Raw genomic sequence first — 12,097 nt, 5'->3', positions numbered from 1 at the left:
GCCCCGGCCTCTTGCCCGGCCCCGGACCCGGACCCTGGCGTACCGACAACCTGGCCCTGGCCTTGGCCCTGCGAGTCGTCCCGCGTGTCCGTACGGCCCGGTCCGGGCGACCCGTCCGAACCGTCACCCCGTCCCGGCCGGGCGCGACCCGCGCGGACGTCGACGATCACCAGGACCGGCGTCCGGGTCGACACCATCGCCCCGCCCGCCTGCTCCACCCCGCGCACTTCGGCCTCGATCAGCGCGGAGACCGGCGCCGCGCGATCACCTCTGACACGAGGTCCGAAGAGCCGCGGGTCCGAGGTGATCTCGACCTCGGCGGTGACGGTGGCGTACTGCCGCGCCAGCGCCGGAACCGGTCCCCGGCGCAGATCCGCCCCGTGCAGCCCGGCCGAAGCCGCGGCCGCCGCCACACACAGCAGCACGGCGGCGAGCGTCGCCCGCGGCCAGGTGCGCGATCCTGACTCCCCTTGACCGGCTGTGTCCCGTCCGGACGCAAGTCGGCCGACGATGTCCCGACCCGGTGTACACCGCCCTGCGGTGTCCGGTCCGGGTGTGCGCCGGCCGACTCCGGTGAGCCTGCGGGTCAGCAGGAGCGCGCCGCCCAGGGACAGTCCCGCGACCACGATGGCGACGACCTGTCCCGTCGGTGCGTCCAGGGTCAGCGCGGCCGTCGCCCAGGCCGCGAGAGCGGGCGGTACGAGTCGGAGGTCGGTCGGTCCTTCCTCCCGTGGGTGGGCCGCTCCCAGCCGTCTCCCCGAGTCGGCGTGCACGGTCCGCCGGGGTTCGGAGGAGAGAACCGGGGAACCGCGGCGAAGGTCGCCGCTCACGGCCGTACGAGATTCCGCAGATCGGCGAAGCGGCGGTCGCCGATGCCGTTGACGTCACGCAGTTCGTCCACCGACCGGAAGCCGCCGTGCTGCCCGCGGTAGTCGAGGATGTGCCGGGCCAGTACGGGCCCCACGCCGGGCAGGGCGTCGAGCTGTTCCACGGTGGCCGTGTTGAGCGAGACCGGAGCCGCGGGTAAGGCACCGCCGTTCGGCCCGCCGACGGGGGCACCGCCCGTACCGGGCCCGGCCGCCGCGGCCGGTGCCGGACCGCCGACGACCACCTGCTCCCCGTCCACGAGGAACCGGGCGCGGTTGAGGCCGTCGGTACTGGTACCGGGGCGCACCCCACCAGCCGCGCGAAGTGCGTCGACGACGCGCGAACCGGCGGGCAGGCGATGGATCCCCGGATCACGGACCTTGCCGCTGACGTCGACGACGATCTCGGTCCCGGCCGCACCGGTCCCGCCCGTCGCGCCCGCCGTCGCGGCCGCGCCTTCCATACCCGCCTGGCCCTCCGCGCCCTGCGCACCCGCCGTGCCCGGGGAGTCGGCCGAAGTGCCCGATGCGGTCGGCCCGCTCGCGGCCCGTGCCCCGTACGGCGCGGCCGCCCGCACCGTTTCCGGCGCCTGGACGGACCGGGGCCGGCCGGTCCAGAAGTGCTGCACCGCAAAGCCCGCCGCGACGACGAGCACCACCGTGAGCGCGACCACGTTCCTGCGCTCCAGACCGCACCGTGTCTGCAACCACACCGGCATGCGCTCCCGCAGGGCCGGTCCGACCCGCTCCCGCCAAGTCCCCCGCGTACGGGCGGAGTCGGCTGCGGCGCCGACGCCGAGCCGACCTGCCGCGGCCCTCATGCCCGCCATGCCGGTCATGCCCCTCATGCCCGGCGCGGCGAACTCGGTTTCCGGGTGGGCTTCGGGCACGGCGGCTCGGGCACGTGGCACCCGCCGACCGAGGCGTGGTCCGCCGTCGCCCGCGGGCACGGGTGCCGGGTCCGGCGGCCCGGTCCCGGGCTCGTGCCGCTTACCCGTGCGGTCGGCGAAGAGGACCTGTGCGCGTCGGCGTAGCTCCTGCGCCGTTGTGTGGCGGTGCCGGGAGCGGCTGCGGGCCGGGGAACGGCGGTGGCGGGCGCGGACGTCCGAGGCGGGACCGCGGCCGGGACCGCTGGTCACGGATCCTGCGTGTGAGCGTGATCGAAGTGCCATGCCACGAGAATCGGGCATCCCGGCATTTCGTGTTGATCTTGCTCGAATTCAGTGGAACACGGCTGCTTTGTGGATAACTTCGCCCCTCGCACGGGTGACTCCTCCGGCGCGGCCGGGCTCTCCGGCCGCTCGGTCAGGAATCACCGTCCGCGCGACCGGTGATGTCACACCGTCATCGGGTCGACACCACGACGCCCAGCAGTCCCGGCCCGGTGTGCGCGCCGATCACGGCTCCGACCTCGCTCAGATGCAGGTCGGCCAGCCCGGGGAGGCGTGTCCTGAGGCGGTCCGCGAGGGCGGAGGCCCGGTCGAGGGCGTCGAGATGGTGGACGGCGATGTCGACGGGGGCGCTGCCGGCCCGTTCGGCCACGATCTCCTCGATGCGGGCGATCGCCTTCGAGGCCGTGCGCACCTTCTCCAGGGGGCCGATCCGGCCGCCGTCCAGTTGCAGCAGCGGCTTCACCGCGAGCGCGGAGCCCAGCAGGGCCTGCGCGGCGCCGATCCGACCGCCGCGGCGCAGATAGTCGAGGGTGTCGACGTAGAAGTAGGCGGAGGTGCCTGCGGCCCGCTTCTCCGCGGCGGTGACGGCCTCGTCCGCGGTGCCGCCCGACTCCGCCGCTCGCGCCGCGGCGAGCGCGCAGAAGCCGAGTGCCATCGCGACCATGCCGGTGTCCACCACACGGACCGGCACCGGCGCCTCGCGCGCCGCGACGACCGCCGCGTCGTACGTCCCGGACAGTTCGGCGGACAGATGGAGCGAGACGATGTCCGTGGCGCCGGACTCCGCGATCCGGCGGTAGGTCTGCGCGAACTGCTCCGGACTGGGCCGGGAGGTGGTGACCGGGCGCCGCTTCTGGAGTGCCTGGGCCAGGGAGCGGGTGGAGATCTCCGTGCCCTCTTCGAATGCCTGTCCGCCGATGACCACGGTCAGGGGAACCGTGGTGATGCCATGGCGCTCCGTCGTCCGGGGCGGCAGGTAGGCCGTTGAATCGGTGACGATCGCGACATGGCGGGACATGAGCTGGAGGTTACCTGGCGTAGCGCCCGAGCGGCAGTCCGGCCCCTCGCACCCGGACGGTGTACGACCGGATCAGGTCGTGCTCTCCGGCCGGGGCTTCTTCTGCCAGGGGTAGGCGGGGCGACGGACCGGCGGGGCGATGGCCGGCCGGGTCGGCTCGTCCGCCGGGCGGGACCAGGGGGACCCGGATCCGGTCCGGTCATCCGCCGGGGCACCGGCCGCCGGCGCCTCGGGCCACGGGGTGGACTCGGGGGTGGGATCCGCGGTGGTCCAGTGGCGCAGCGCGCCCGCCTCGACGTCGATCTGCGCGCTCAGGGAGTCGAGGTCGTCCTGGGCGAACCGGCCGGCCCGGTCGCGGGCCGCCCAGCGCAGGGAGTCCGCGGCCTTGGTGATGCGCTCGGTGCGCTCGCGCAGGCCGGGCAGCCGCTCGGCGAGCGTGGCCCGGTCCGGCTCGGACTCCAGACCCTTGAGGTCGCGGTCCAGTTCGTATCCGTGGGCGCTGAGGCGCTCGAAGAGGCCGAGGGACTCCTTGAGGGACTCGTCCTCCGCCGCACCCGCGCGCAGCGCCTCCTGGGTGGCGCGCATCGAGGTGCGCAGCCGGAGCCGGAGCTGGGCGATCTCGCCCGTGGGCCCGGGCTGGGCGAACGACTTGGCCCGCAGCGCATGGTCCTCGACCGTGCGGCGGGCCTGGTCGATGGTGCGGTCCACACCGCGCTTGGCGGCGCCGACCACTTTCACCGTCGCATAGGCGCCCAGCAGCACGAAGAGCAGGAAGAGCAGGGCGATGACTGTGATCACGGTTGCCACGGTGCTCCTCCTCGGACTGCCGCGGCACGCACCGCGCCGCTCTTCAACGGTAAACGCGACGGGCAGGTGCGGAGTTCCGTCAGAACCCCGAACCTGCCCGTAGGGGACTACCCCGAGCCGCACGACCGGCCCACTCGTACGACCGACCGTACGACCGACCGGGACGGCCGAGCGCACGGGCGGCCGGGTCTCGCGACCGGCCGCCCGGAGGATCCGCGGCTACGCCGTGACGATGTTCACCAGCTTCGGCGCCCGCACGATCACCTTGCGGATGCCCGCGCCGTCCAGCGCCGCGACGACCTTGTCGTCGGACAGCGCCACCTTCTCCAGGTCCTCCTCGGAGATGGCCGGGGAGACCTCCAGGCGTGCCTTGACCTTGCCCTTGATCTGCACGACGCAGGTCACGGTCTCGTCCACGACGTAGGCGGGGTCGGCCACGGGCAGGTCCTGGTGGACGACCGAGTCGGTGTGACCCAGCCTGCGCCACAGTTCCTCGGCGATGTGCGGGGCCAGCGGCGCGATCAGCAGCACCAGCGGCTCGGCGACGGAGCGCGGGATCGCGCCGCCCGCCTTGGTCAGATGGTTGTTCAGCTCGGTGACCTTGGCGATGGCGGTGTTGAAGCGCAGCCCCTCCAGGTCCTGGCGCACGCCGTCGATCGCCTTGTGCAGGGCGCGCAGCGTCTCCTCGTCGGGCTCGGCGTCGGTGACGGTGACCTCGCCGGTCGCCTCGTCGACGATGTTGCGCCACAGCCGCTGCAGCAGCCGGTACTGGCCCACCACCGCGCGCGTGTCCCACGGGCGCGAGACGTCCAGCGGGCCCATCGCCATCTCGTACAGGCGCAGCGTGTCAGCCCCGTACTCGGCGCAGATCTCATCCGGAGTGACCGCGTTCTTCAGGGACTTGCCCATCTTGCCCAGCAGCCGGGTGACCTGCTCGCCCTGGTAGTGGTAGGCGCCGTCGCGCTCCTCCACCTCGGCGGCCGGCACCGCGATGCCGCGGCTGTCGCGGTAGACGTAGGCCTGGATCATGCCCTGGTTGAACAGCTTGTGGAACGGTTCGGCCGACGAGACATGGCCCAGGTCGAACAGCACCTTGGACCAGAAGCGCGCGTACAGCAGGTGCAGCACGGCGTGTTCGGCACCGCCGACGTACAGGTCGACGCCGCCATGCGGCCGGCCCTCGCGCGGGCCCATCCAGTACCGCTCGATCTCCGGGTCGACCAGCGCGCGGTCGTTGTGCGGGTCCAGGTAGCGCAGTTCGTACCAGCAGGAACCGGCCCAGTTGGGCATGGTGTTGGTCTCGCGCCGGTACTTCTTCGGCCCGTCGCCCAGGTCCAGGGTGACGTTGACCCATTCCTCGTTGCGCGACAGCGGGGTCTCGGGCTGGGTGTCGGCGTCGTCCGCGTCGAAGGTGCGCGGCGAGTAGTCCTCGACCTCCGGCAGCTCCAGCGGCAGCATCGACTCGGGCAGGGCGTGGGCGGTGCCGTCCTCGTCGTAGACGATCGGGAAGGGCTCGCCCCAGTAGCGCTGGCGGCTGAACAGCCAGTCGCGCAGACGGAAGTTGACGGTGCCCTCGCCGATGCCCTTGCGGGCCAGCCACTCGGTGATGCGGGCCTTGGCGTCGACGACGCCCAGGCCGTCCAGGGAGACCTGGTCGCTCGCCGAGTTGACGATCTTCGCGTCGTACGACCCGAAGGCGTCGTCCCAGGTGGAGGGGTCCGTGCCACGGTCGTCGGCCGGCTCCACGACACAGCGCATCGGCAGCTCGAAGGCGCGCGCGAAGGCGAAGTCGCGGCTGTCGTGCGCCGGGACGGCCATGATCGCGCCGGTGCCGTAGCCCATCAGGACGTAGTCGGCGATGAAGACCGGGATGCGCTCGCCGTTGACCGGGTTGGTCGCGAACGCGCCGGTGAACACACCGGTCTTGTCCTTGGCCTCGGCCTGCCGCTCGACGTCGGACTTCGAGGCGGCCTGCGCGCGGTACGCCGCGACGGCCTCGGCCGGGGTGGCGTGACCGCCGGTCCACACGTCGTGGGTGCCCTCCGGCCAGGCGGCCGGGGTGAACTTGTCGACCAGCGGGTGTTCGGGCGCCAGCACCATGTAGGTCGCGCCGAACAGGGTGTCCTGGCGCGTGGTGAAGATGGTGATGTGCTCGCCGTCGATGGGGAAGTCGACGCGGGCGCCTTCGGAGCGGCCGATCCAGTTGCGCTGCTGCAGCTTGATGGCCTCGGGCCAGTCCAGCGCGTCCAGGTCGTCCAGCAGCCGGTCCGCGTAGGCGGTGATGCGCATGTTCCACTGGCGCAGCTTGGCCTTGAAGACGGGGAAGTTCCCGCGCTCGGAGCGGCCGTCGGCGGTGACTTCCTCGTTGGCCAGCACGGTGCCCAGTCCGGGGCACCAGTTGACCGGCGCCTCGGAGGCGTACGCCAGGCGGAACCCGCTCAGGACGTCGGCGCGCTCGGCGGCGGTCAGCTCGTTCCACGCGCGCGTGTGGCCCGGTACGGCGCGTTCACCGGACTCGAACTGGGCGATCAGCGCGGAGATCGGACGGGCCTTGTCCGCCTCGTCGTCGTACCAGGAGTTGAAGATCTGCAGGAAGATCCACTGGGTCCACTTGTAGTAGTCCGGGTCGATCGTGGCGAAGGACCGGCGCCGGTCGTGGCCCAGGCCCAGCCGGCGCAGCTGGGCCTTCATGTTGGTGATGTTGGCCTCGGTCGACACGCGCGGGTGCGTGCCGGTCTGCACGGCGTACTGCTCGGCGGGCAGGCCGAAGGCGTCGAAGCCCAGGGTGTGCAGGACGTTGTGGCCGGTCATCCGCTGGAACCGGGCGAAGACATCGGTGGCGATGTAGCCCAGGGGGTGGCCGACGTGCAGGCCCGCACCGGACGGGTACGGGAACATGTCCATGATGAACTTCTTGGGCTTGGCGACCAGCTCGGGGTCACCGGCCAGATCACCCGTGGGGTTCGGCGCCGCGTAGGTGCCGTCGGCGTCCCAGAAGTCCTGCCAGCGTGCCTCGATCTCGGCGGCCATGGCTGCCGTGTAGCGGTGCGGCGCAGCGTCCGCCGACACGGCGGCGGCAGCAGCGGGGTTCGTCTCGCTCATGATCCTCAAAGCTCCATCGATCGTCTCTGCCTGCGGAAATGAAAAAGCCCCTCGCACAGGAGGGGACGCCGCGCCGATGCCGACCACGGGTCTCACCGGTGGTCGGGACTGATCAGCGCGGCTCGCTAAGCAGAAGGCGTACAGCACGCATGGCGCTAGGGTACCGCAGGCTCTGAGCACGTTGCGTCGTACTTGCGTATGTCTCTGTTGGAGATCATGCACACCACACGAAAGCTGAATCAAGTTCAACGATTACTTCGCGTAACAGCAGCAACAGGGACATCGCAACGGACGCGCTGTCCTTTGATAACGACGCAATAACTCAAACCTCGTACCCATCGGTATGGAGCCACTTAGAGTTCGGCAGCGGGACCGCTTTCCCGAAACTGCTCGGAGTTGCCCCCATGAACCCTCGTCGTAGTAACAGCTCGCTCCCCAAGCCCGGCCGGTCGGCCTATGGGGTGGCGTCGGCTGTCGTTCTGATCCTCATCCCCGTGGTGGTGCTGGCCGGAGGTGATCAGTTCCAGCAGTTCCTCAACTTCGGCGCCGGCGTGCTGTCCCTGGTCTGCCTGACCTGCTCGGTGATCTGGGGCCTCATAGCCCAGGACCGGCTCATCCTCAACACACGTCAGCGGATCGTCGCGCAGGGCGTCCACCGCGTGACCGCCGTCGGCTCGATCGCCTTCCTCATCGTCCACATCAGCGTCAAGCTGCTCCTGGGACACACCGTCCTGATCGCCGCGCTGCTCCCCTTCAGCCTGGGCGTCAAGGGCAGCGCCGGACTCATCGGTCTCGGCTCGCTGGCCGGCCTGCTCATGATCTTCGTGGGCATCACGGGCGCGCTGCGCAACCAGTTCGCCGCACCGGCCGTGGTCGCCGCCCGCTGGCGCGCGATGCACATGCTGGCCTACCCCGCGCTGTGCGCGGCCCTGACGCACGGCTTGTTCGCGGGCCGTGCGGCGAAGCCCTTCTTCATGATCTCGTACGAGCTGTGCCTGGCCGGAGTGCTGGCCGCCCTGGCGCTGCGCAGCTCCCCCCGTTCGGTCAAGCGCAAGGTCGCCGACCAGCTCATGAGGTTCATGGGCAACAGCGACATGTCCGCCATGGACGGCCTGGAGGCGAGCCGGGCCCGGGTGGCGGAGGCCGGATCGTCGCTGCCGGGCTACGAGGGCCGTGGCGGCCGTCCGTCGCCGACCGCCGAGACGATGGCCTCGCCCCGGACGGCGCCGTCGGCCGCGTCACCGTCGTACGGCACGCCCGCCGCCCCGGAGTCCGGGAACGGCTTCGCGGCCGCCTACCGCACCGCCAACGCGCCTGCCGGCGGCGGGCAGCAGCCCTACGCGGGCGGCCAGACCGGGCGCGCGAACATGCCGTTCGAGGCGCAGGCCACGGCGGCCATGCCGCGCATGGACGCCGGCGGCAACACCGCGGGCAGCTGGCCGGTCCCGTCCCCGCCGCCGGTCGGCGAGGCGCCCCCGTCCGCCTACGACCCGCTCCAGGACACGGGATTCAGCATCCCGGCCTACGGCAGTCAGGGTGCCGCCGGGTACCGCGGAAGTGATGTGTACGACACCGGTGAGACGAACGCCCGGTACAACACGTACAACCAGAACGACACGTACAACAGCGGTCCCGCCAATGAACCAAACCCCGGTGCGTCGTACGACACACCGGGTTCGGGCGAACCTTGGAACATGCCTTCCGGAGGCTATAGGTGAACGAGGCCCTGCCCGACGTTCCAGAAGTCCGCGTGGTCGGCCTTCCGCAACTCACGTCGGGCTTCGACCTTGTCGAGAGACTTGATCTGCCCATGCACCTGAAGGTGCACGGGCCGCTCGAACCCCTGGGCGGAGAGAAGCTCGCGCAGCTCTCCGAACGCATCAACCTCAAGGGCCGCGGCGGCGCGGGCTTCCCCTTCCACAAGAAGCTGCGCTCGGTCGCCGACGCGGCGATCAAGCGCGGCGTCCGGCCGGTCGTCGTCGTCAACGGAAGCGAGGACGAACCGGCCTGCCGCAAGGACACGGTGCTCATCAACCGTGCCCCGCACCTCATCCTGGACGGCGCGCTGCTGGTCGCGGAGGCGCTGGGTGCCCGCACGCTCGTGGTGGCGGTCACCCGTGAGTCCACCCAACGCTCCATGGAGGCCGCGCTCGCCGAGCGCGGCCTGAGCAACGGCCGGCGCTCGGCGCTGAAGGCCTTCGTCCAGCGCAACCCGATCCGCATGGTCACCGGCGCGGCCGCGTCCGTGATCCGCTCCATCGACGGCGGCCCGGCGATCCCGCCCGGCCGCAAGGTCAGCGCCTCGCAGAACGGCGTGGGCGGCGCCCCGACCCTGCTGTCCAACGCCGAGACCTTCGCCCAGCTGGCGATCGCCGCCCGCATCGGCCCCGAGCGCTACGGCAACACCGGCCTGTACGACGAACCCGGCACCGTCATGCTGACGGTGTCCGGCGCCGTGGCCCGCCCGATGGTCCTGGAGGTGCCCACGGGCGTACCGCTGCGCTACGTGCTCCAGCTGGCCGGCGCCCCGCCCGTCCCCCAGGGTGTGCTGACCGGCGGTTACCACGGCAAGTGGATCGACGCGGCCACGGTCAACGAGGCGATCGTCTCCCGCGACTCCCTGGACGCGGTGGGCGGCGCGCTCGGCGCGGGCGCGATCCTGCCGATCACTCAGGAAACCTGCCCCCTGGGCGAGTCGCTGCGCGTGGCCCAGTGGCTGGCCGAGGAGAGCGCGGGACAGTGCGGTCCCTGCTACCTCGGTCTGCCGGCCGCGGCGCGCGGCATGGAAGACATCCTCAACGGCGGCGGACCCGCCGCGCTGGAGGCCCTCAAGCAGGTCGCCAAGAACGTCAAGCGGCGCGGCGCGTGCTCGCACCCGGACGGCTCCGCGATGTTCCTGGAGTCGACCATCAAGGCGTTCACCGACGACCTGGCCGCGCACGTCCTCGGCAACGGCTGCGGGCGGCCCGTGGAGGGCGTTCTGCCGCTCTTCGAGCCGGGCATGGCGCCGGCGGCCATCATGGGCGCCGAAAAGCCCGCAGACGACAGCGAGAGCCGCCAGAAGATCTTCGTCGACTGGACCCTGTGCCGGGGCCACGGTCTGTGCGCGGACCTCCTCCCGGAGGTGTTCGAGCTCGGCGCCGACGGCTTCCCGACCGTCGCACAGGCGAAGGTCCCGCGTTTCGCGGAGGCCAAGGCGCTGCGTGCGGTGCGCCGCTGCCCGGCCCTCGCCCTGCGCATCGAGGAGGACACCCGCTCGCAGGCGCCCGCCCGCAACCTGCCGGTCGTGTCCCAGGGGCGCGGCCGTCGCGCCCTCGGCCGCTGACCCGACGCGCCGGTGTACGGCCCCGCCCGGGGTCGGCCACCGGCGCGCCGCCGTTCGGCGGCGGTCGCACGGACGCCGACCCTCAGTCCTGGAATCAGCCCTGGAACACGAAGAAGGCGGATCACCCGAACGAGTGATCCGCCTTCTACTTCTGTGGAGCTAAGGAGAATTGAACTCCTGACCTCCTGCATGCCATGCAGGCGCTCTACCAACTGAGCTATAGCCCCTCGCGGTCATGCGGTTGACCCGCACCTTGACCGTGTCGCCCGGTTTCCCCGGCGGCGACGCCAACATTACACGGTCACCGGGGTGCACCACCAAATCGATTCCGTTCTGTACGGATTCGCTCGGGATAGTGTCGTTCGTTGTGACCGCGCTCACGCTCTCCGCAGGCCACCGCCGCACACCGCTGGCCCTGGGGGCCTGCATGTTCTCCTTCATCGCCTTCTGGATCGCCCAGCGGGCCGCCCACGTCTCGATGATCGACCTGATGGTCTACCGGGCCGAGGGCGCGACCGTGCGCGCCGGAGGCGACCTGTACGCACTGCGCGCGACGGCGGAGCACCTGCCGACCACGTACCCGCCGTTCGCGGCCCTGCTGTTCACCGCGCTGACCCTGCCGGGCACCGCGAGCCTGCGCGCCCTGGCGACGGCCGGGAACCTCGTCCTCCTGGTGGTGTTCGTCAGACTGTCGCTGCGGCTCGTGGGCCACACGCGCGTGGAGAGCGTCTGGTGGGCCGCCGCGGTGGCCGTGTGGTGCGAGCCGGTGTGGACGACGCTGCGCTACGGGCAGGTGAATCTGCTGATCGCCGTCCTGGTGCTGTGGGACCTGACCCGGCGCCCCGGGCACCGTTGGGCCGGCCTGGGCATCGGGCTCGCGACGGCGGTGAAGCTGACGCCCGCGCTGTTCGTGGTGTTCCTGCTCGCCGCGGGTGTCACGGCCCGGGTCGGACACGGCTGCGCGGGCCACCGGCTGCGGCACGCGCGCGGGGCGGCGGCCACGTTCGCCTGCGCCACCCTGCTCGCGGCGGCGGTCCTGCCGCGGGACTCCGGACGGTTCTGGACGGACATGATGTTCCGCGCCGGACGGGTCGGTCACGCGGAGGAGACCGCCAATCAGGCTCTGCGGGGCCTCCTGGCCCGTTTCCTGCACACGCCGGAGCCGGGGAGCCCCTGGGTCGCCACAGCGGCCGTGGTGGCCCTGGGAGGGCTCGCGGTGGCGGTCGCGGCGGAGCTGCGCGGGCTGCGGGCCTGGGCGGTGACCGTCTGCGCGGTGACGGCACTGCTCGTCAGCCCCGTGTCCTGGTCGCACCACTGGGTGTGGTGTGTGCCACTGATCCTGCTCCTGGTGACACGCGGACACCGGGCGGCGGCCCTGGGGGCGCTGCTCGTCTTCGGCTCGTACGCGCTGTGGTGGGTGCCGCACGGCCACGGGCGGCCCGAACTGCATCAGCAGGGTGCCGAGTTGGCGCTGTCGGCCCTCTACGCGGGGGCGGGTCTGCTCTTCCTCGTCCTCGCCGGGATCTCGCTACGGGACCCCGGCCGTGCTCAAGCCGTGACGAACGAATAGAACCGTTTGAGTGTGCAGTGCTCCTCGAGGAGCCGGCCGTAGATCGGTTCGCCCTCGAGTTCGCGGTACGTCTCGATGGGGTCGCCTTTTATGATCAGCGCCCGCGCGCATTCCTCGCACCAGTACTGGTAGTCGGGATTGAGCGGCTCCATGTCGCGCACGATCGGCGTCCCGCTGCCGCACCAGTCGCACTTTCGCCTGTGTGCACCCATCGATCAGCTCCAGCTGTGGCCGCAG

8 protein-coding genes, 1 tRNA gene and 1 pseudogene are annotated in these 12,097 nt (G+C 71.6%); 3 read left to right on the top strand and 7 right to left on the bottom strand.

Features of this window, described 5'->3' with window-relative positions; all coding sequences use genetic code 11:
* The 5 genes and pseudogenes from FNH09_RS48450 to leuS form a co-directional block, all read right to left on the bottom strand.
* Positions 1-830 (bottom strand): annotated as a pseudogene (locus FNH09_RS48450) (hypothetical protein); the annotation flags it as partial.
* Positions 827-2,038, bottom strand: coding sequence for a ComEA family DNA-binding protein (locus tag FNH09_RS12695; protein WP_152887214.1), 1,212 nt, complete (start codon positions 2,036-2,038; stop codon positions 827-829). The pseudogene FNH09_RS48450 and the gene FNH09_RS12695, both read right to left, overlap by 4 nt.
* 172 nt (positions 2,039-2,210) lie before the next feature.
* Positions 2,211-3,056: a DegV family protein gene (locus tag FNH09_RS12690; RefSeq protein ID WP_152887212.1), complete on the bottom strand. Its 846-nt coding sequence runs from the start codon at positions 3,054-3,056 to the stop codon at positions 2,211-2,213.
* Between the two features lie 72 nt (positions 3,057-3,128).
* A complete protein-coding gene (locus FNH09_RS12685; protein WP_162468491.1) occupies positions 3,129-3,863 on the bottom strand; it encodes a hypothetical protein in 735 nt (244 codons plus the stop codon).
* A gap of 219 nt (positions 3,864-4,082) precedes the next feature.
* The gene (leuS, locus tag FNH09_RS12680; RefSeq protein ID WP_152887210.1) at positions 4,083-6,965 is read right to left on the bottom strand and encodes a leucine--tRNA ligase; all 2,883 of its coding nucleotides are present in this window, start codon (positions 6,963-6,965) and stop codon (positions 4,083-4,085) included.
* A 404-nt stretch (positions 6,966-7,369) separates the two neighbouring features.
* On the opposite strand from leuS, the gene FNH09_RS12670 reads away from it, so the two are divergent.
* Positions 7,370-8,683 carry a ferric reductase-like transmembrane domain-containing protein gene (locus tag FNH09_RS12670; protein WP_152887207.1) on the top strand — a complete coding sequence of 438 codons (1,314 nt, stop codon included), beginning with the start codon at positions 7,370-7,372 and terminating at the stop codon, positions 8,681-8,683.
* Positions 8,680-10,290 (top strand): NADH-ubiquinone oxidoreductase-F iron-sulfur binding region domain-containing protein, encoded by a 1,611-nt coding sequence (locus FNH09_RS12665; protein WP_162468490.1) that lies wholly within the window; start codon positions 8,680-8,682, stop codon positions 10,288-10,290. Before FNH09_RS12670 ends, FNH09_RS12665 begins: the two co-directional genes overlap by 4 nt.
* Before the next feature lie 154 nt (positions 10,291-10,444).
* Here FNH09_RS12665 and FNH09_RS12660 read toward each other — a convergent pair.
* Positions 10,445-10,517 (bottom strand) — tRNA-Ala (locus FNH09_RS12660).
* Between the two features lie 140 nt (positions 10,518-10,657).
* Between FNH09_RS12660 and FNH09_RS12655 the strand changes: the two genes are divergently transcribed.
* Positions 10,658-11,860, top strand: a complete 1,203-nt coding sequence (locus FNH09_RS12655; RefSeq protein ID WP_338017549.1) for a glycosyltransferase 87 family protein — start codon at positions 10,658-10,660, stop codon at positions 11,858-11,860.
* Here FNH09_RS12655 and FNH09_RS12650 read toward each other — a convergent pair.
* The gene (locus tag FNH09_RS12650; protein WP_019523121.1) at positions 11,839-12,072 is read right to left on the bottom strand and encodes a hypothetical protein; all 234 of its coding nucleotides are present in this window, start codon (positions 12,070-12,072) and stop codon (positions 11,839-11,841) included. The two genes, FNH09_RS12655 and FNH09_RS12650, sit on opposite strands and share 22 nt — an antisense overlap.
* Between the last annotated feature and the right edge of the window lie 25 nt (positions 12,073-12,097).

The sequence above is a fragment of the Streptomyces adustus genome (assembly GCF_009377175.1).
Lineage (GTDB): Bacteria > Actinomycetota > Actinomycetes > Streptomycetales > Streptomycetaceae > Streptomyces > Streptomyces adustus.
Note: the sequence above shows the minus strand (reverse complement) of the source record. Positions and strands in the feature narration are given on the sequence as shown.